Annotated in this window: 13 protein-coding genes; 8 read left to right on the plus strand and 5 right to left on the minus strand. The window is 73.4% G+C overall.

Annotation, left to right across the window (positions count from 1 at the left end):
- Nucleotides 1–33: 33 nt before the first annotated feature.
- From E0F75_RS06785 to E0F75_RS06795, 3 genes are all read left to right on the plus strand, one after another.
- Nucleotides 34–900, plus strand: coding sequence for a GNAT family N-acetyltransferase (locus tag E0F75_RS06785; RefSeq protein ID WP_187621545.1), 867 nt, complete (start codon nucleotides 34–36; stop codon nucleotides 898–900).
- A gap of 655 nt (nucleotides 901–1,555) precedes the next feature.
- A complete protein-coding gene (locus E0F75_RS06790) occupies nucleotides 1,556–3,250 on the plus strand; it encodes a S8 family serine peptidase (protein WP_194480296.1) in 1,695 nt (564 codons plus the stop codon).
- A 228-nt stretch (nucleotides 3,251–3,478) separates the two neighbouring features.
- Nucleotides 3,479–6,415, plus strand: coding sequence for a LuxR family transcriptional regulator (locus E0F75_RS06795; protein ID WP_187621547.1), 2,937 nt, complete (start codon nucleotides 3,479–3,481; stop codon nucleotides 6,413–6,415).
- Here E0F75_RS06795 and E0F75_RS06800 read toward each other — a convergent pair.
- The gene (locus tag E0F75_RS06800) at nucleotides 6,405–7,220 is read right to left on the minus strand and encodes a caspase family protein (protein WP_187621548.1); all 816 of its coding nucleotides are present in this window, start codon (nucleotides 7,218–7,220) and stop codon (nucleotides 6,405–6,407) included. The genes E0F75_RS06795 and E0F75_RS06800 overlap by 11 nt on opposite strands.
- Nucleotides 7,221–7,339: 119 nt before the next feature.
- Between E0F75_RS06800 and E0F75_RS06805 the strand changes: the two genes are divergently transcribed.
- The 3 genes from E0F75_RS06805 (at nucleotide 7,340) to E0F75_RS06815 (ending at nucleotide 14,909) form a co-directional block, all read left to right on the plus strand.
- Entirely contained in the window at nucleotides 7,340–8,227 is an 888-nt protein-coding gene (locus tag E0F75_RS06805) for a DNA/RNA non-specific endonuclease (protein ID WP_187621549.1), read from the plus strand.
- 183 nt (nucleotides 8,228–8,410) lie between these two features.
- Nucleotides 8,411–13,822: a trypsin-like peptidase domain-containing protein gene (locus E0F75_RS06810; protein WP_187621550.1), complete on the plus strand. Its 5,412-nt coding sequence runs from the start codon at nucleotides 8,411–8,413 to the stop codon at nucleotides 13,820–13,822.
- A gap of 7 nt (nucleotides 13,823–13,829) precedes the next feature.
- Nucleotides 13,830–14,909: a serine protease gene (locus tag E0F75_RS06815; protein WP_187621551.1), complete on the plus strand. Its 1,080-nt coding sequence runs from the start codon at nucleotides 13,830–13,832 to the stop codon at nucleotides 14,907–14,909.
- A 52-nt stretch (nucleotides 14,910–14,961) separates the two neighbouring features.
- On the opposite strand, the gene E0F75_RS06820 is transcribed toward E0F75_RS06815, so the two are convergent.
- Nucleotides 14,962–15,561, minus strand: coding sequence for a hypothetical protein (locus E0F75_RS06820; protein WP_187621552.1), 600 nt, complete (start codon nucleotides 15,559–15,561; stop codon nucleotides 14,962–14,964).
- Nucleotides 15,562–15,635: 74 nt separating this feature from the next.
- Nucleotides 15,636–16,307: a 1,4-alpha-glucan branching protein gene (locus tag E0F75_RS06825; RefSeq protein WP_187621553.1), complete on the minus strand. Its 672-nt coding sequence runs from the start codon at nucleotides 16,305–16,307 to the stop codon at nucleotides 15,636–15,638.
- A 158-nt stretch (nucleotides 16,308–16,465) separates the two neighbouring features.
- Between E0F75_RS06825 and E0F75_RS06830 the strand changes: the two genes are divergently transcribed.
- Together E0F75_RS06830 and E0F75_RS06835 are read left to right on the plus strand one after the other, a co-directional pair.
- On the plus strand, nucleotides 16,466–17,752 hold the full coding sequence (locus E0F75_RS06830) for a serine hydrolase (RefSeq protein ID WP_229312548.1): 1,287 nt from the start codon (nucleotides 16,466–16,468) through the stop codon (nucleotides 17,750–17,752).
- A gap of 118 nt (nucleotides 17,753–17,870) precedes the next feature.
- The gene (locus E0F75_RS06835) at nucleotides 17,871–18,326 is read left to right on the plus strand and encodes a GreA/GreB family elongation factor (protein ID WP_187621554.1); all 456 of its coding nucleotides are present in this window, start codon (nucleotides 17,871–17,873) and stop codon (nucleotides 18,324–18,326) included.
- On the opposite strand, the gene E0F75_RS06840 is transcribed toward E0F75_RS06835, so the two are convergent.
- Together E0F75_RS06840 and E0F75_RS06845 are read right to left on the minus strand one after the other, a co-directional pair.
- Nucleotides 18,268–19,767, minus strand: coding sequence for an NAD(P)/FAD-dependent oxidoreductase (locus E0F75_RS06840; protein ID WP_187621555.1), 1,500 nt, complete (start codon nucleotides 19,765–19,767; stop codon nucleotides 18,268–18,270). The genes E0F75_RS06835 and E0F75_RS06840 overlap by 59 nt on opposite strands.
- A gap of 41 nt (nucleotides 19,768–19,808) precedes the next feature.
- The gene (locus E0F75_RS06845; RefSeq protein ID WP_187621556.1) at nucleotides 19,809–20,444 is read right to left on the minus strand and encodes a DUF1345 domain-containing protein; all 636 of its coding nucleotides are present in this window, start codon (nucleotides 20,442–20,444) and stop codon (nucleotides 19,809–19,811) included.
- Nucleotides 20,445–20,467 lie beyond the last annotated feature (23 nt).

Here is a 20,467-nt window from a genome sequence, read left to right on the forward strand (position 1 = left end):
CGCGCCCGCTCCCGGCTGTTGAAGGGATCCCCCATGGCCTCCACCTCCTCCGGCTCGCTGTCCGTCTCCCCCGCCACCGAGCGGGACTGGGCGCTCGTGCGCGGCTGGGCGGCCGAGGAGGGGTGGAACCCGGGGCTCTCGGACGCCGCCTCGTTCTTCGCGCAGGATCCCCGGGGGTTCTTCCTCGGCCGGGTCGACGGGGAGCCCGTATCCGCCATTTCGGTCGTCACCTACGACGACGCGTACGCCTTCCTGGGCTTCTATCTCGTACGCCCCGAACTCCGCGGCCTCGGTCACGGTCTGGCCACCTGGCGGGCCGCGCTCGCGCACGCGGGCGACCGGTCCGTCGGACTCGACGGGGTGCCGGCGCAGCAGGACAACTACCGGCGCTCCGGCTTCGCGACGGCGTACCGCACGGCGCGTTACGTGGGCGAGGTCCCGGTCCCCGACGCCCCGGTGACCGGTGTGGTGCCCGCCGGGTCCGTGGACCCGGCGGCCCTCGCCGCGTACGACGACGCCTGCCATCACGCCGACCGGCCGCGGTTCCTGGCCGCCTGGCTGGCCACGCCCGGCCATCGTGCGCTGGTACGGATCGTCGACGGACGTCCGGCCGGGTACGGGGTGGTCCGGCCGGCACAGGACGAGGCGCGGGTGGGGCCGCTGTTCGCGGACACCCCGGCCGACGCGGCCGCCCTGCTCGACGCGCTCGCCGCCGAGGCGCGGGAGTTCGGCTCGGCGCGGATCGCGGTCGACATGCCGGAGTCGAATCCGGCGGCGGCGCGGCTGGCCGAGGAGCGGGGTCTTGAGCCGACGTTCGAGACGGCCCGGATGTACACGGGCCCGGTCCGCCCGGTGGCACGCGAGCGCGTGTACGGGGTGACGACGCTCGAACTCGGCTGAGGCCGCGCCCGTCCCGACCTCGTCGCCGGCCGCCGGCTGCTCCCGGCCGCCCCGTCGTGGGGCCACCTCCGGGCTCACCCGGAGAGGTGTGTACCTTTCCCGTTGAGCAGGTACGTACCTGCCCGCCGAAACGTGCCTGTTCGGCCCGCCGACCGGGCGTACTCCCGCCGCTCGACGCGTGGGTGACGTGGCGCCGACTCCCGTGCCCGCACCCCCGGTCGCACCTCCCCTCACCGGACCCCCGCCGCCCCGTGAGGGGTGACAAGGGTTTTCCCCGTATCGGGTTCACCCCCCCGTTCCCTACTGTCCTCCGCACCGGCAGATATCATCCCCCGACCGCACCCTGACAGGTGCATGCGGAGGGTGGCATCCGCCGGTGACGGCCTTGACCCGGGCCGTCGCGCCGGTGGCGGCGCACGGGCCCCCCAGCCCAGGGAATGCCGGATCGCGACCCCACTTCGCCCCGGTGTCCCGCGCCGCCGCCACTGCTCCGCAGCTACGTCGTACTCGAAAGGGCCACACCTTGAACGGTTCCAGGCGGAGAGTCATATCCGTGGTCGCGAGCGCCGCGATCCTCGGCGCCGCTGCCACGACCGGGGCGATCGCCGCCGCCCCGGGCGCTGCCACCCCGAAGCCCGCACCGGCTTCGCAGACGATGCGGGCGCTCCCCAGCGCCCCGGTCGAGAAGGTCATCGTCACTTACAAGAGCAAGGCCGCCGAGGCCGGCTCGAACACCGCCGCGAAGAGCGACACGGCCGAGAAGGCCGCGAAGACGGGCGAGAAGCTCTCCTTCGAGCGTCGTCTCGCCGGCGGCGGCGCCCTGGTCGACCTGGGCGACAGCGCCACCAAGCAGGACCTGACGGAGGTCATGGCCGCGTTCCGCGCCGACCCGTCCGTCGCCTCGGTCGAGCCCGACATCCGCGCCTACGCGATGGCGGTCACGCCGAACGACACCGACTACACCAAGCAGTGGGACCTGTTCGAGCCCACCGGCGGCATGAACGTTCCTGCGGCCTGGGACAAGACGACCGGCTCCGGCGTCACCGTCGCCGTCATCGACACCGGCTACGCGGCCCACTCGGACGTGGCGGGCAACGTGGTCTCCGGTTACGACTTCATCTCGACCTCCGCCGACGCCCGCGACGGCAACGGCCGTGACGCGGACGCCAAGGACGAGGGCGACTGGAACGCCACCGACAACGAGTGCGGCACCGGCTCCAAGGCCTCGAACTCCTCCTGGCACGGCACCCACGTGGCCGGCACCATCGGCGCCGTCACGAACAACACCAAGGGCATCGCGGGCATCGCGTACAACGCGAAGATCCAGCCCGTGCGGGTGCTCGGCAAGTGCGGCGGCTCGTCCGCCGACATCGCCGACGCCATCACGTGGGCCTCCGGCGGCACCGTGCCGGGCGTCCCGGCCAACGCCACCCCGGCGAAGGTCATCAACCTGAGCCTGGGCGGCGCGAGCGCGACCTGCCCGAGCGTCTACCAGACCGCGATCAACGGCGCCGTCTCGCGCGGTACCACCGTCGTCGTCGCCGCGGGCAACAGCAACGCCAACGCCTCCGGATTCACCCCCGCGAACTGCGCGAACGTCATCAACGTGGCGTCCACCAGCCGTGAGGGCAACCGGTCGTACTACTCCAACTTCGGCGCCATCGTGGACGTGGCCGCGCCCGGCGGCGAGACCCGTCGCTCGACCGACACGCCCGGCACCGTCACCACCCCCGAGAACGGCATCTACTCCACGCTGAACTCGGGCGCGACCACCCAGTCGGCCGAGAACTACAAGCCCTACCAGGGCACGTCGATGGCGGCGCCGCACATCGCCGGCCTCGCCGCCCTGCTGAAGTCGGCCAAGAGCACCCTCACCCCGGCCGAGATCGAGTCCGCGATCAAGGCCAACGCCCGCCCGCTGCCCGGCACCTGCACCGGCGGCTGCGGCACCGGCATCGCCGACACGGCGAAGACCGTCGACGCCGTCACCACCACCCCGCCGGCCGGCACCGTCTTCACCAACGCGACCGATGTGACGATCTCGGACAACGCCACCGTGTCGTCCTCGATCGCCGTCACCGGCCGCACCGGCAACGCTCCCGCCGCCCTCAAGGTCGGCGTGGACATCAAGCACACCTGGCGCGGGGACCTGGTCATCGACCTGGTCGCCCCCGACGGCACGGTGCGCAACCTCAAGGCGTCCTCCTCCTCGGACAGCGCCGACAACGTCCTGACCACGTACACGGTCGACGCGTCGAGCGAGGTCGCCAACGGCACCTGGAAGCTTCAGGTCCGCGATGTGGCCACGGGTGACACCGGCTACATCAACTCGTGGAGCCTGACCTTCTAAGGCGCCACCGCTCCACCACTGAACCACCCCCCACATCAGCATCATTGCTGGTCAGCGACGCGCTCGTGGTCTATACCACGGGCGCGTTCTGGCGTTTCGGGGTGCCGTCCCGCCGGGGCACCCTGTCCGTATGCCGGACACAGGGCCTGGACTCCACCGGTGGGCTCCGTATTCTCTGCCCACGGGGCTCATGGGCCGGGGGCCCGAGCGCGCCGGAGGTGATGGACAGTGACGACAGCTCCGTACCTCGCCCTGCGCCCCACGGGTCCGGGGGGACCCTCGGCGCCGGTGGGCCGCGAGGAACTCCTCGCCCGCCTCGAACGCGCCCTCCACACCCGGGGCCGTGCCCTGCTCACCGGGCCCGCCGGTGTCGGCAAGACCGAGCTCGCGCTCGCCGAGGCGACCCGCGCCGAGGCGCGCGGCGAGACCGTGCTGTGGCTGGCGACCCTGCCGTCCGACCGTGAGATACCCGGGGCGTCGGCCGCCGCGCTCGTGGCCTCGGTGGCGGCGACCGTGCACCGGCCGGAATCCGGCGGCGGCAGACGCCGTGAGACCCGCCCGGCCGACAAGGCACCCGCCGGGCCCGAGGCCTCCGCGGTCTTCGACGAGCTGCCCGGGCCCCAGCGCACCGCCGTCGCCATGCTCTGCCGCGAGGCGCCGCTCGACGCCGGCGGCTGGGACCCCATCGCGCTCCGGCTCGGCATCGCCCAGATCCTCCGCACCCTGACCCGCCGGGGCCCCGTGCTCCTCGTCGTCGACGGTGTCCAGCACGTCGACGCGGACAGCGCGGACCTGCTCCGCTTCGCCCTCCACCTCGCACCGCCCGCGCTGCGGGTGGTGGCCGTCGAGACACCGGAGCCGTACGGCGAGGCGGGCGAGCCCTACCGCGCGCCGCACCGCCCCGACGATCCGCACGCCGCCCACCTCTGGGTGCCGTCCGAGGCGGACGTGCTGCTCGTGCCGCCGCTGCACGCCGACGAGATCGCCGAACTCCTCATCCACCACCGGCTGCCCTCCCGGATGGCCGGCCGCATCCACCGCGCCAGCGGCGGCAATCCGCGGCTCGCGCTCGCCGTGGGCCGCTCGCTGGCCGACGCGCGGACCCCCGTGCACCACGCCGAGGCGCTGACGCTCTCCGGGCGCGCCCGCGACCTCGCCCGCCAGCTGCTCGGCGCCGCGCCCCTGGCCGTACGGGAGACGCTGCTGCTCGCGGCCCTCGCCCTGCGTCCCTCGTCGACGCTCGTACGGCGGGCGGGGCGGCCCAACGCGGAGGCGGACCTCGCGGCGGCCGAGCGGGCCGGACTCGTGTCGCTCGCCGAGGACGGGTCGGTGACCTTCACCGCGGGGCTGCTGCCCTCCACCCTGGTGCACGACGCCTGTTGGGCAGAGCGGAGCACCGGGCACGCGGCCCTCGCGGAGGTCGTGGACGACCCCGTGGAGGCGGTACGGCACCGGGCGCTGGCCACCGACAGCCCGGACGAGGACCTCGCGGCCGAGGTCGCGAACGCCGCCGATCTGGCCCGGCGGCGCGGGAACAGCGCGCTGGCGGCCGAACTCGCCCTGCTGGCCGCCGAGTCGACGCCCGGACGGCACGGGACGCGGCGGATCGCGCGGCTCGTCGACGCCGCCGAGGAGGCCGCCCGTGCGGCCCGCGCCGACCTCGCCATGCGGGCCGCCACCGATCTGCTCGCCCGCGACGCGGTGCCCGCCGACCGGGTCAGGGCGCGGCTCGCCGTCCTCGACACCGCGGGGCAGGGGCTGACCGGGCTCGACGAGATGTACGTCCACGCCATGGAGGACTCGGAGGGCGACACCGCCCTGCGGGCCGCCGTACAGCTCCGGCTCGCCGTCAAGTACGTGCTCGCGGACGGCGACCCGCAGCGCTCGCGGACGGCGGCCGTCGAATCGGCCGCGCTCGCCGCCTCCATGGGCGATCCGCGTACGGCGGCGCAGGCGCTGACCGTACAGGCACGGATGGAGCGGGCCCTCGGCGCACCGGACGCGGAGGCGGTGCTCGCGCAGGCCCGCGCACTGGAGTTGGCCGAGCGGCCCCTCGGAATCCGTAACGCCGCACAGATCCTGACGATCCGTCACGCACTGTTCGACGACCGTCTGACGGACGCCCGCGACGAACTCAACGCACTGCTGCCCCTGGTCCAGCGGCGCGGTTCGGTGGAGGACACGATCGAGCTGTTCTCCACGCTGGCCGCCGTCGAGTCCCGCAGGGGCGCCTGCGCGGCCGCCCTCGCGCACGCCGGGCAGTCCCTCGCGCTCACCCTGGAGGCGGGCCTCTCCCCAGGCCCCGCCTGGTACACGCTGGCGCTCGCGGAGACGGCCGGCGGCAGCTTCGCGCGGGCGGCGAGCTACGCCCGGCGCAGCGTCCAGGCCTCCGAGGAGGAGGGCGACCGGGTGTTCCTCTCCCGCAGCCGGTACGCGCTCGGCCGGGTCCAGCTGATCAACGGGGACGTCGCCGCCGCCCTGGAGACCCTGCGACGGGTCCAGGCCGACGAGCGCGCCCAGTCGACCGTGGACCCGTCGATGCTGCGCTGGCACGAGGAGCTGGCCGAGGCGCTGCTCGCCCACGACGCGGGTGACGAGGCCCTGGCGCTCCTCGACGAGGTGCGGCCGGTGGCGGCCCGGCTCGGCCGGTCCACGGTCCTGCTCGGCTGCGACCGGGCGTACGCCCTGTGGCTCGCGGCGGAGGGGCGTACGGACGAGGCGGCGCAGCTGCTCACCCGCACGGCCGAGGCCTTCGGCCGGGCCGGGCTGCCGCTGGAGCGGGGGCGGGCGCTGATCGCCCTGGCCCGGGTGGAGCGCCGCAGACGGCGCCGGTCGGCGGCGCAGAGCGCGCTGCAGACGGCGGCCTCGGTGTTCGAGCGGGCCGGAGCGGCGCCGTGGCTGGCCCTGGCGTGCGAGTCCCCGGCGGGCGCCGTGGGCGAGGGCCCCGGGGGCGGCTCCGGGGGTGAGGAGGCGCTGCCGGCGCTCTCCTCGCTGACGGAGGCCGAGCTCCGGCTGGCCCGTCTGGTGGGGCAGGGCGCCAGCAACCAGGAGGCGGCGGCGAAGCTGTATCTGAGTGTGAAGACGGTCGAGGCGCGGCTGACCCGGATCTACCAGAAGCTCGACGTCCGCTCGCGGGCGCAGCTCGCGACGGCGCTCAGACCGTGAACGGCCGCTGGTCCACGAACTCCTGGTCCGGGGTGCCGGTGAGGTAGAGGTTCGGGCTCTGGGTCGGGGGCAGTCTGCGCTGGATCGCCCGGTGGAAGTCGCGGTAGCCGCCGCGGAAGGCGCCGCTGTCCCACACCTGGAGCAGCGCCTCGGTGAAGGCGCCGTTGACGTCGCCGTCGGAGGCTTCCTGGTTGTCCTGGCAGGCCGAGACGAGGAGCGCGTCGGGCCCCGCTCCGTTCCGGGGGCCGGACTCGGCGAGGGAGCGCCGGAGCTCGGCGTAGAAGCCCCGGTCGCGGTCGGCGAGCTGCCGCTGCTGGGGCTCGGGCATGAAGCGGGCCGTGGCGGAGGCCTCCGGTCCGCCGGGGATCTCGATGCTGCTGCCGCTGTGGCAGCAGTCGAAGAAGCAGACGATCCGTACGTCGTCGGCGAAGGCGCTGAAGGCGTGCTGGACCTCGTCGTCGAGGAACTGCCGGTCGTAGAGGACCAGGGTCTCGTCGAGCGCGTCCGGCTCGTCGTCGGAGCCGGTCGAGCCGTCGTCGGGCAGCTGGCCGCCGTGACCCGAGTAGCTGAAGAGCAGGATGTCGCCGGGGCCGAGCCGGGCGGCGGCCTCGCCGAGCACGGCGGTGACGTTGGCGACGGTCCCTTCGGGGGTGAGCAGGACCGTGCTCTCGAACCCGGCGGCACGGGCGAGCCGTGCCATGTCGTGGGCGTCGTTCTCGCAGGCGACCAGGGTGCCTTCCCAGCCTTCGTAGCGGGCGGGGTCGACGCTGTTGAGTCCGACGTGAAGGGCGAGTCCGGTGGTCATGAGGTGCCTCCTGGCGGAAGAGGAGGAAGGCGGAAGAGCGGAGAGGAACCGGGGCGTCTGATCGAGTGGCCTGTGGTCCGGCGCCGAGCGCGCCCCTCTCCACGCGGTACCTACATCGTATGAACCCTTCCGATCCCCCGCCCCCTCCGGGCACGGACGGCGCCCGCCGCGCGGCGCTCGCCGACCGCGCCGGCTACGACGAGGCCTTCCTCGGACCGGTCGTCCCGCTGCCGCTCCCGGTCCGGCAGTCGATCGGGACGGTGACCCTGCCGTACACCCACTTCACCGTGGTCTTCCGGCCCGACCGGCGCCTGGCGGTCTCGACGGCCGTGTGCATCGAGGGGCGGGAGCTCCTGGAGGACGTACCCCGCGAAGACGTCTGGCAGTTCGATCCGCGGCTGCCGGAGGAACAGCAGGCGGGCGACGACATCTACCGGAACAACAGCCTCGACCGCGGCCATCTGGTCCGCCGGCTCGACCCGGTCTGGGGGCCCTCGGCCCTGGCCGTCCGCGCCAACGCGGACACCTTCCACTTCACCAACGCCGCTCCCCAGGCGGATGTCTTCAACCAGGGCAAGCAGCTATGGCAGGGCCTGGAGAACTACCTGCTCGACCACGCCGCCGCCCACGACCGGAGGCTGACCGTCCTCACGGGCCCGGTGCTCCACGACTCCGACCCGCCGTACCGGGGGATCCAGGTGCCGATGCGCTTCTGGAAGGTGGCCGCGTTCCTCCAGGACGGGGCGCTCGCGGCGGCCGCGTACGTGCTCGACCAGAGCCCCGACCTGAGCCGGGACGCGGAGCGGGCGCTCGCGGGGGCGACGACCGGCGCGCCGCCGCCGCTCGGCCCGTTCCGTACGTACCAGGTGCCCGTCTCGGACGTCGCCGAGATCACCGAGCTGGAGTTCGGGCCGCTGCCCGACGTGGACGTGATGCCGGCGACGCGGGCGCCCGAGGAGCGGTGGCGGCGGCTCGAGTCGTACGAGGACATCGTGCTGCACCCCTGAGCCGCGGGCCCGCCCCGCACCCGACCCGTACCCGACCCGCGCCCTCCCTGCCCCTCCCCCCACAGCGATTGCGACCCCTTCGGGCCGGTGAAACGATGGGAGGGACGGGCCGTCCGGCCCGATCAGTCACGTCCCGGCGCCGGAGCGACCGGCGCTGCGCCAAGAGCGCCGGGCAGGTGCGGTATGCCGCTCACCGAGACCGAGTGGGGACTCGTCTCCAGCTGGGTGCGGGATCACCTCCTCGACACCCCCGACCCACGCGAGAAGCTGCTGGACTCCGGCCTCCCCGCCGATTTCGTCGATGACCTGCCGCTCACCCCGGACGCCGACCTGAACGCCCTGCTGGTGATCTCGGCCGCCCGCCAGGACATCGCCCACCAGCGCCGGCTCCTCACCGTCCTCACCAACCTCGAGGCGCTGGCCGCCATCGACACCCCGCACGCCTTCGAGCAGGGCGCCGAGGCCCGGAACCTCCTCACCCGGCTGCGGGAGGACGAGAGCCTGCGGCGCTCGCCGCAGGACCCCTTCCACAGCCACCTCCTGAAGCACGGAACGGCGGTCTTCCTGGACCGGTCCGAGCTGCGCGAGAAGCTGCGGGGCTTCCTCGCCGACCCGGAGCAGACGGTGCTGATCGTCGACGGCCCCCCGGACAGCGGCCGCTCCTACACGTACGAGTTCATCCGTCATCTCGGCCAGCACGAGGACTTCCGTCCGGTACGGGTGACGCTGTCCCGCACATCGACGGCGGCGGGTCTGATGGAACGGCTGGCGGCCTTCGTCGCGGGGCCGGAGGCCGACGGATTTCCGTTGAACCCCACACGGTTGAACGATCCACTGCCGTGCTTCGAGGACGCGGCGCACCGGATCGTCGCCCGCGCCAGCGCCGCCGAGGGCCGCTTCTGGCTGGTCCTCGACGACTGCGACCGGCTCGACCCGCACTCGGACGTGTGGGACGCCATCGGGGTCCTGGCGCGGGCGATCTACGAGCACACCCCGGTGCGCGCCGACAACGTGCCCCGACTGGTGCTGCTCGGGTACGCCACGACGATGCGCCAACTCCCCTACGAGATCCGCAAGAACGAGTGCCGGGACACCACGCGCCTCGCCGACGAGGGCGATCTCCGCGCCTTCTTCCAGGAGTTCTTCACCGACACGGCCGCCCCGGGCCAGGAGGACACCGTCCAGGCGCTGACGGAGATGGCCGTGGCCGAGGTGCTGCGTGCCGTGGAAGCCCCTTCGAACGGTGACAGTTACATGCGCCGGCTGTGCACGGCCGTGGAGGACGTCGTACGACTCCACCGGACACTGCCACCGACGACGCCGCGGTCCAACGGGGCCGCCCACCTCCTGCGCGACGCCCTGCGCGCGAGCCTCGCCGCTCCCGCAGCCGCCCTGCCCGATCCGCGCCGCTCCTACCGTGAAGCCGCCTGCCTGCTGCAGGAGTTCGACCCGGCACTGCTCCGTCTCCCCGGCGAGGAGCGGCCCACCGGGCGGGCCGTCCTGGAACTCGTCGACGACTGCACCGCACTGCCCTCCCCCGGAGCCACGGTCTGGACGCTCAAGCCCGAGGTCCGCGAGGCGGCCCTCACGGGCCTCGCGAGCCCCGGAGCCGCACTGGACGCCCTGCGGACCAACATCGGCCTGCGACCCGAGGGCCCCGGCCCGGAACGCACCGCCCTCGCCCTCCTCACCGGCACCGGAGCGGCCCTGCCGCCCGCAGACCCCCACCCCCGGCCAGAGACACAGACACGGGCCCAGGCCGACCACGACGACGTCGAGGAGCTGTCCCACACCCTGCAGGCCGTGCTCTGGCTGAGCCGGGTGCCCGGCGTGGCCGGACTGCCCTCCGTCGACGAGGTACAGCACCGCATCGAGACGACCCGGCTGCTCCAGCCGATGCACCGGCTGGTCCGGGGCACCTTCCACGGCCGCACCGCCGAACTCGACGCCCTGCACGCCTACATCGCGCTGCCCGAGGAGCCGGCCGAGCCCCCGGTGCTCCTCCACGGCATCGGCGGCATCGGCAAGAGCACCCTGCTCGCCAAGTTCCTCGTCGACGCCATGGCCGCCTCGCCGACCGGATTCCCCTTCGCCTACATCGACTTCGCGCGTCCCACGCTCTCCGTCCACGAACCCGCCACCCTGATCGCAGAGATGGCCCGGCAACTGGGGGTCCAGCATCCCGCCCTGCACGCCGAATTCGAGAAGCTCGCCGACGAATGCGAGCAGACGGTGGCGGCCCATCGCGGGGAGCGCAACGAGCTCGACGAACTCCATCAACTGGCCGGCACCCGGGCCACTCTCGCCCGCGACTACGCGGCGGACTTCCACGCCCGCGCCAGCGCCCGGGAGCAGGAACTCGCGCGCCGGATCGCGTCCCTGGTCGCCGAGGCGGTCCGGCCGGCGCCGGGCGGGACACCGCCGCCGTTCGTCGTCGTGCTCGACTCCGCCGAGGAGGCCCAGTACCGGGGCTCCCCGGTCATCTCCCGGATGTGGGCCATCTGGGCGGCACTGCGGGCGGACTACTCCCGTCTCCGGTTCATCGTCTCCGGCCGCGCGCCGTTCGACCATCCGGCCCGGGTCCTCACCCCGCGCACGATGGAGATCACCGAGCTCGACCACCAGGCCTCGGTGGACCTCCTCATGTCCTCCGGAGTCACCGACGAGGCGCTCGCCGAGGACCTCGCGGAGCGGATCGGCGGCCATCCGCTGAGCCTCAGGCTGGCGGCCCGTACGGCGGTCACCGTGGGCAACGACTCCCCCGCGATCGGCGGACTCCTGCGCGGTCTCCCGTCCCGGCGCCGCTACTTCGACCGGCAGGTCGACCAGATGCTCATCCAGGGCACGCTGTACGACCGCATCCTCAAGCACATCGCGGAGGACGACGTCCGGGCCCTCGTCCAGGCGGGACTCGCACTCCGCTTCATCACCCCCGACATCGTCCGGGAGGTCCTGGCCGGTCCGGCGGAACTGGACGTGGACACCGCCGCGGAGGCCCGGCGGCTCTACGGACTGCTCACCTCGCGCGTCGACCTGATGGAGTCGGCCGGTCCCGACGCGATCCGCCACCGGGCCGACCTGCGGGCCATCATGCTGCGCCTCTCGGACGGTGCGCGGACCGATCTGATGCGGGCCGTGGACCGCAGTGCCGTCGCGTACTACGAGGTCCGCTGGGGGGCCAGGAACCGCGCCGAGGAGATCTACCACCGGCTCCGGCTCGGAGAGAACCCCCGTACGGTGGAGGAACGCTGGGATCCGGGCGTCGCCGCCTACCTGGGCGGTTCGACGCACCTGGAGATGCCGCACCGGTCGGCCGCATTCCTCCTCGGCAGGATCGGCGGCCACGTGCCCGACCAGATCATGACCGACGCCGACCAGGAGGACTGGGAGCGGATCGCCGCGCGCGAGGTCGAGGACCTGCTCACCCAGGGGTACGTGGAGGCCGCGGCACAGCGGCTCGCCGAGCGGCGCCCGTGGACGCCGTGCAGCCGGCTGCACGCGCTGCTCGCCGAGACCCTCGCCCGCTCCGGGCGGACGGCCGAGGCGCGCGCGGGCGCCGAGCGGGACGCGGACCGGGCCGAGGAGGCGGGCTGCGCGGAGACCCAGCTCGAACTGCTCCAGCTGTCGGCGCGGCTCGCTCAGGACACCGGCGACTTCGCGGACGCGGACCGGGACCTCCAGGAGGCCGAGGAGATCGCGGCGGGTCTGGGGCTGCGGTTCGAGTCCCTGGGCATCCTCGTCGCCCGGTCGCGGCTCGCCGACCTCGCCGACCTCGCCGACGTCGACGCGGTCCCGGCGCGGGAGCGGCTCGCCCGGACGCTGCGCGGGATGCCCGACGCCGACCTGGCCCGGCAGCCGTCGCTGGCCCGTACGGCGGCGGCCACGGCCTGCCCGGAGGATCCCCGGCTCCTGGAGCACACCCTGCGGCTGGTGGGGCTTCCGGCGGACGAGGAGGCGGTGGTGACCGAGCTCGCCCGCTGGATCGACACCACCCTCACCGACGAGCCCGGACTGCGGTGGCCGCTGACCCGCATCCTGGAGACGGCGGCCGGAAGGGCCGCCGTGTACCCGGACGACACGACGCGCCTGGACCTGGAGCGGATCGAGTGGGACCTGCGGGAGGCGCGGCGGCGCGGCACCCTGGACAGTGTCGCCCGGCAGGCGCTCACGCTCCGGGACGACAGTGGGGCCCTGTTGCTCGGGGTCGCCTCCGCGATGGACGCGGGTCCGCACGTGCGCGGGGCGGCGCCGGACGATACGGCCGGAGGCGTACCGGAGGACGGTTCCGCGGGCGACGGCACTCCCGCCGGAACAGCGTCGGAGCCCTGGGCGGGCCCCCGCCCCCGTCATGGCGGTACGGGCTTGTGGACCCGCCCGCCGCCGACCGCCGCCGGGGCCGCCCTCCGCAAGGAGCCGTTCCTCCGCCAGGAGGAACTCGTCCGGGTCCGCAACGCCGCCATGGAGGCCGGGCTCGCGGACCGGGCCGTCCGCACGCCCCTCCTCAAGGGCGTCCCCGGCTATTTCACGGCCACGCTCCAACCCCTGGACGACCCCCGGGAACAGATCCACGCCGACCTGAACGCGATGAACCAGGTCGAGCGGCTCATCGACGGTCTGGTGCCGCTGGAGATCTGGCTGGTGAACGCCATCGAGCAGACCCGTGAACCCGGCCCCCGTGCCGTCCTCCAGGGCGCTCTCGACACCGTCGCCCGCGCGAACACCGGCGAGGCGGAGCTGCCGGCGGAGATGATGCCCGGGGAGATGAAGGAGGAGATCGTCCTCCAGGACGACACCGTGCCGTACGAGTTCCTGCACGGCGGGATCCGGGCCGGCGCCTCCGTCGCGCTCCTGCGCATCCCGCCGTACGAGTCGGGCGCGCCGCTGCTGCCGTCCTATCCGCACGGCGGCACGGGCTGGATGATCGCCCCGGACCTGCTGATCACCAACCACCATGTGGTGATGGCCCGTTCGGCCGAGCCGGGCATCCGACCGTACGTGAGCGACGAGGACCTGCGGCTCCAGGCGCGCATGTCCCGCTCGCGCTTCGACTTCGTCGAGAACGCGGCGGTCGCCCCGGAGGCCACGGCCGGTGAACTCGCCGCCTGGGACGCGGGCCTGGACTACGCCATCGTCCGGCTCTCCTCCGACCAGGAGCGCCGCCCCACGCTCCGGGTCTCCACCCGGCCGCTGCTCGTCCGCGAGCGGCAGCGTGTCCCGGTCAACATCATCCAGCACCCGGGCGGGCTGCCGAAGCGGGTCGCGCTGCGCAACAACCTGGTCTACCGGGCCGACGAGCACGACATCCTGTACTTCACCGACACCCGCGGAGGCTCGTCCGGCTCTCCCGTCTGTCTCGACGACTGGACGGTGGTGGGGCTGCACCGGGGCACGCGGAAGGTGGACGAGGTCGAGTTCCAGGGCGCCAGGACACGGTTCGTGAACGTCGGCACCCAGATGAGCGGCATCCTCGCCCATCTCCAGGAGTTCACGCCGGAGTTGTACGAGGAGATCATGGCGGCCCAGTCGGGCCGGCCGGCTCCCGGGCGCGCGGCGAACGCCACGAACGGGACGAACGGGAACGGGAAGCCGAGGTGAGTGGACCATGCCGAACGGATCACAGGGCGTGTCGCCGGTCGCGACCGCCACCGAGCAGATCTTCGGGGATCTGCGCGAGGTCGCCGCGCGGGTGCGCGGCCGACTGGAGGCGGAGATCACCGAGTCCACCTACGAGCTCCCCGCCGACGCGGCGCCGGCCTCCGAGATCTCCCGCTTCGCCCGCGAGGAGCGGGCGCGCGTCCTGGAGGCCGGGGTCAGCGGTCTGGAGAAGCTGGCCTCGCACCGGGAGGACGAGCTCGACGGCGACGAGTCCTTCGGCGTGGAGGCGATCGTGCTCATGGAGGGGCGCCCGGCGATCCTCGTGCAGCGCCAGGACTTCGCCCCGCAGCACGACGAGTGGGCGGTCCTCGACGGCCAACGGCCCGCGATCCGGGAGTCCCTGGCCCGGGTCGGCAGAGTGGAGGTCTCCGGCCATCCGCGCCTGGACTGGATCGGCACGGCGTTCCTCGTCGGCCCGCGCGCGGTGATGACGAACCGTCATGTGGCGGTGGAGTTCAGCCGGTCGGCGAACGGCGACGGCCGGTGGACCTTCGACGACGGGATGTCGGCGCGGGTCGACCCGGCGGAGGAGCTGCCGCTCGCGGGTGAGCCGCCCGGGGCCTCGGTGCCGTACGAGATCACGGAGATCATCGGCATCCACCCGGACGTCGACATGGCGCTGCTGCGGATCGAACCCTCGGCGGACGGCGCCCTGCCCACCCCGCTCGCGGTCGCGGCGGACGCGCCGGCGAGCGTCCCGGGCCGCCAGGTGTACGTGGTCGGCTACCCGGCCTGGGACGGCCGGCGCAACGAGCCGGAGTCGATGCGCCGGATCTTCATGGACGTCTACAACGTGAAGCGGCTCCAGCCGGGTGCGGCCACCGATTTCACCCCGGGCGGCCTGGTCCTGAAGCACGACTGCTCGACCCTCGGCGGCAACAGCGGCTCCCCGGTCCTGGACCTCACCGACCACCGCGTCCTGGGCCTCCACTTCGGCGGCCGCTACGGCACGGGCAACTTCGCCGTCCCGCTGTGGGAGATGGTGGACGACCCGCTGCTGACCGCGGCGGAGGTCAACTGGGTCTAGACCGTGCCGGTCGGGCAGGGGACCGGGGCGAGGGGCAGCCGACCCGGGACCCTCAGCCGAACCAGACCACCAGCCGGACGTTCTGGTCGCCGTGCTCGGCCGCCAGGGCCCGCATCGAGGCCCAGACCGGGGCCCAGTCCCCGTCCGGCGGAACGATCATCCCGGGCGTGAGGACCACCGGACGGTAGACGGCGCCGTTCAGCCGGACCTCGCCGCCCGGGGGCCATTCATGGGGGAACAGTTCCTCGCCGAAGAGCTCCGCCGCCGCGGCGTCCACCTCGACCGGTGTCCAGAGCACTTCGCTCAGGACGAGTTCGCCGTCCGGCCCCGGCCGCCACTCCCCCACCCGGTGTCCGTCGGGGGCGTCGCAGACCGGCGCGTCCCAGTCGACCGCGGCGATCTCGGCCCAGGTCGCGTAGGAGTGACTGTGGTTCAGCTCGTCACACTGCTTCGGCACCTCGTCGCAGGCGTCCTCCGGCCATCCCCGCGCGTCGAACAGGGGCCGGTCCACGCCGAGGCCGCCGCCGTAGCCGAACAGGCACTCGCGCTCGTACCGCTGCTTCCCGAGGTCGAAGTCGAACAGATCCACCTCCCTCTCCCAGGCCGCGCCTGCCGTTCGTGCCTCGATCACTCCGTCGATGGACGTTCCCATGGAAGCCGGTACCTGCCCTGGCCGAAGATGCTCTAGGGGTGTCTTGTCGCCCGGCCTGATCGACAAGACACCCCCTAGGACCCGAGCCCGGTGACCGCGACGGCGAACACGCCTCGGACGGCGGTTCCGTCGGGGAGCAGCCACTCGGCGGTGACTCCGCCGTCGACGCCCGGGTCCAGGTCCGTGCCGGCGTCGAGGACCCGCCGTACGCGCAGGGTCAGCGGGGCGGGCGCGTCGGGGGTCCGCACCAGCACGTCCGTGTGGTCCGGGCCGTCGGCGACCCGTACGGGCTCCGCCTCGGCCGCGCCCGCCGTGCCCTCCACCGTCACCGGCGAGACGGCGACGGTGAGGTCCGGCACGTCGGTCAGGGACTGGGCCTGCGCCTGGGCGCGCCCGGTGAGGAGCGCGTACAACTGGCCGACGAGAACCGGGTCGTGGGTGCCGTCGTAGATCCAGCGCTTGCCGAGGACGCCGTGCTCGGACGTGCCGACGAGGGCGTGCTCGGCGCCGTCCAGCGGCTCTCCGCGGTACGTCAGGGGGACGAGGTACGTGGTGGCCCCGTCGCCCTCGCCGTCGGTCACCGCCATGAACTCGATGCCGACCTCGCCCGCCGGGTCGTCGAGCCGGAACCCGCCGACCCGCGCCGGTCGTGCCCCGCCGCCCGTGTGCCACTCACGGGTGGGGAGCCACTCGGTGAGCAGTTCCAGCTTGGTGGGCTGCATGGTGGTCTCGTGGATGACGGCCATCGTGCGGGTCTCCCTCTCGTTCGCGTATCCGGCCCACCTCCTCCGTGGCCCGGCCATCGGCAACGTAACAGACCATGCCGCGGAGTCACCGTGCGAGGCGGGGCGCCCCGGCCTAGCCTGGGAGTGGAGTGTTGTCCCCGGCCGGCAGGAGGCCCGCCGTGAGGTACTCACGCACATGCCGCAGGCGCGTCTGCGCGGGAATCGCGGCTCTCGGAATCTTCGCCGCTCCGCTGGGTGCGGGCACCGCCCTCGCCGCCGAACCACCCGCCCCCGGCCGCTACGCGGCGGCGGCCCAACCACCGGTTCCGGGCCCCTACTCGGCCCCGGCGGCACCGTCGGCGCAGGGCGACTTCCCCGAACTGACCCCGGCCGTCGCCGAACGCCTTGACAAGGCGATCCAGGACGTCATGAAGGAGGCCGGCGTCCCCGGTGTCACGGTCGGCCTCTCGGCACCCGGCAAGGGCACGTACATCCGCTCCTTCGGCGTCGCCGACAAGGACACCGGGCAGCCGATGCGGCCCGACCTGTACATGCGGATCGGCAGCGAGACGAAGACGTTCACGGTGACCGCGCTGCTCGAACTCCTCGACCAGGGCAGGCTGAGCATCGACGACCCGATCTCCAAGTACGTCGACGGCGTACCGAACGGCGACAGGATCACCCTGCGCAACCTCGCGTCCATGCGCAGCGGGCTCTTCAACTACTCGGCGGACGAGGGCTTCTACAAGGCGTTCACCTCGAACCCCGATCGGCCCTTCACCCCACAGGAGTTGCTCGACTACGCGTTCAAGCACCCGATCCAGTTCCAGCCCGGGGCCGAGTTCGACTACTGCAACACCAACCTGATCCTGCTCGGACTCGTCGTGGAGAAGGTCAGCGGCACGCCGCTGCACGAGTTCATCCAGAAGAACGTGCTCGACCCGGCGGGCCTGGACCACACCGTCTTCCCGACCGACGCCGCGTTCCCGGAGCCGCACGCCCACGGCTACACCATCCAGACCGCCTCCGGCCAGGTCGAGGACGCCACGAACTGGAACCCCTCCTGGGGCTGGGCGGCCGGCGCGATGATCTCGAACCTCCAGGACCTGCGCACCTGGGCACGGGTGGTCGCCACCGGCACGCTGCTCACTCCGGAGACCCAGGCGGAGCGCCTCAAGGTCTACCCGACGGACATCCCCGGCGCCGGATACGGGCTCGGCATCTTCAACATCCAGGGCTGGATCGGCCACAACGGCTCCCTGCCCGGGTACGAGTCGCTGACGATCTATCTGCCGGAGCCGCGGGCCACCCTGGTCGTGCTCCTCAACACGGACATGCTGCACGACAACAACGAACCCAGCACCCTCTTCGGTCAGGCCATCACCCGCATCGTGACCCCGGACCACGTCTTCGACATCCCGGTCACGGCGGCGGCACCGAGCAGCCCGAGCCCCAGCAAGAACTGACCCGCCCATCGCGTACCGGCGGACGTGACGACACCGGCCGAAGATCTAGCTGATAATGTCAGAAATGCCGCTTTTGACCTGCGACACGTCACCGTGCCGCCGCCCCACGGGAGCAGGAATGACCGGTGGACCCGAGCCCATCAGCGCCGTCGCCCGCGAGGCACTGGAACGGGAGCTCGACGACCTCCGCACCGAACGCGAGGCCGTCGCCGTCACGCTCCGGGGCGGAGGCGGCGACCGGGCCGACCAGGCCGACGAGCTGGAGCGCGCCACGGAACTCGACCGGCTCGACCGCCGTATCGACGACATCGACGGTCGGCTGCGCGAGGCGGACGCCGCGGGCGCACCGCGTACCGACGCGGTCGGCGTGGGCAGCACCGTGACCGTGCGGTTCGAGGACGGCGCGGAGACGACCGTCCAGATCGGCGAGGTCGCCGCCGTGCTCGACCGGACGATGGTCACCGCCGACAGCCCCCTCGGCGGTGCGCTGCTCGGTCACCGCGCGGGCGACACCGTCACGTACGTGACGCCCGAGGGACCGGCCACCGCGGTCGTGCTGTCCCTCGGCGACTAGCCGGCCGGCCGCCCTGCCACGAGGCCCGCGTCCCGAGGTGCCGCAGCGCCGACGCCGCCGCTCCCGCGCCGCACATGCCGTGGGCGCCGGGGCCCGGCGGGGTGGCGGCCGAACAGAGGAACACGCCGGGCAGTCCGGTGGCGTACGGGTCGAGCGCGGGGCGTGCGCCCAGGAGGAGTTGGGGGACGGTCTTGGCTCCGGTGAGGATGTCGCCGCCGGCGAAGTTGGGGTTGGCGGCGGCGAAGTCGGCCGGGCGGGTGAGGTGTTGTCCCACGACGCGTTCGCGGACGCCGGGCGCGAAGCGTTCGAGCTGCCGCAGGATCGACTCCGTCGCGTCGCCCTCGTAGCCGTACGGGACATGGGCGTACGTCCAGACGGGGTGGACGTCGCCGACGGACCGGGAGGGGTCGGCGAGGTACTGCTGCCCGACGAGCACGAAGGGGCGCTCGGGCATCCGACCCTCCGTCACCTCCTTCTCGGTGAAGGCCACTTCGGCGAGCGGGCCGCCGAGGTGCACGGTGCCGGCGCGCCGGGCCCGTTCGTCCGTCCAGGGCACCCCGCCCTCGACGGCGAGGTCGACCTTGAAGGCGCCGGGGCCGCGCCGGAAGCGCCGGTACGCGGCGGCCACCCGGGCCGGCAGCCGGTCGCCGTAGAGGCGTCCGACCTGGCCGGGGTCCAGGTCGAGGAGGGTCACGTCGGCGGGCGGGAGCTGCCCGCGGTCGGTGATCCGTACACCCGTGTGGATCACACCGCCGTGCTCGGCGAGGACGGCGGCCATGCCGCGCGCGATGGAGTGCGAGCCGCCCTCGGCGACGGCCCATCCGGCGGCGTGCCCCGCGGTGAGGATGCCGAGCCCGATGGCCGAGCTGAACGGGTCCGAGAGGGGCCGGAAGGAGTGGGCCGCGACTCCGGCCCACAGCGCCCGCGCCCGGGGCGTGCGGAAGAGCCGCGCGAGGGCCGAGGCGGGCAGGACGGTCGGCAGACCGAAGCGGGCGAGCGGCAGCGGATGCGCCGGGATCCGGAGCAGCGGGCCCATGACGTCGTCGGCGAGCGCGTCCCACCGTCGCACGGAGGGCTCCACCAGGGCCCGGTAGCGGGCGCCGTCGACGCCGAGCCCGGCGGCGGTCTCCGCCACGGACCGGAGCAGCACACCGGCCGTGCCGTCGTCGAGGGGGTGCACGCAGTCGATCTCGGGCTGCCGCCAGCGCAGCCCGTGGCGCTCCAGGCCGAGCGAGCGGAGGGCGGGCGAGGTGACGGCCATCGGGTGGATGGCGGAGCAGTGGTCGTGCAGCAGGCCGGGCAGGATCGCCTCGAAGCTGCGGGTGCCGCCGCCGATCTCCTCGGCGGCCTCCAGGACGGTGACCTCCAGGCCTTCGCGCGCGAGCAGGGCGGCGGCGGCGAGCCCGTTGGGCCCGGCACCGACGACGACGGCCGTGGTCATGACGTGGTCTCCAGGGGGCGGAGTCTCCGTGCGGAACTGCCTCAGCCCGTGACGATGCCCGTGACGAGGTTGATGGTGGTGGCCAGGATACTCGCGCCGAAGACGTACGACAGCAGGCAGTGACGGAGCGCGATCGCTCGGATCGTCGTGCTGGAGACATTGGTGTCGGAGACCTGGTAGGTCATGCCGAGGTTGTAGCTGAAGTAGAGGAAGTCGCTGTAGCGGGGCGGTTCCCGGGAGTTGAAGTCGATCCCGCCGCCGGGCTTCAGGTAGTAGATGTACGCGTACCGGGTGGCGTACATCAGGTGCAGCGCCGCCCAGGCCATGAACACTCCGGCGAGCGCGGTCGCCGCGGCGGCGTGGCTCAGGTCGGACGTGCCGACCAGGAGCAGGACGACGATGCCGACGAGTCCGCCCACCGCCGTCCCGACGACGGCGAGCTCCTCGACGACGGGCCGGAACTCCTCGCGGCGTACGTTGCGATGGGTGGTGGTGGCGTCCATCGGCCACAGCGTGACCCACCCGGCGACGACGAAGAGCGTCTCCCCGACGGCGATCGCGGAGAGGACGCCCAGCGGCGCGTGGGTGGTGGCGCCGACGACGGCGCCGACCGCCGCCGCGACCAGCGCCGAGACGGCGAGCCGGGGCACGGCGGAGAACAGCAGCGGACTCTTCATGGCATCGGGCCTCCCGGCTCTCC

Source organism: Streptomyces sp. CB02980 (assembly GCF_014451325.2).
GTDB lineage: Bacteria > Actinomycetota > Actinomycetes > Streptomycetales > Streptomycetaceae > Streptomyces.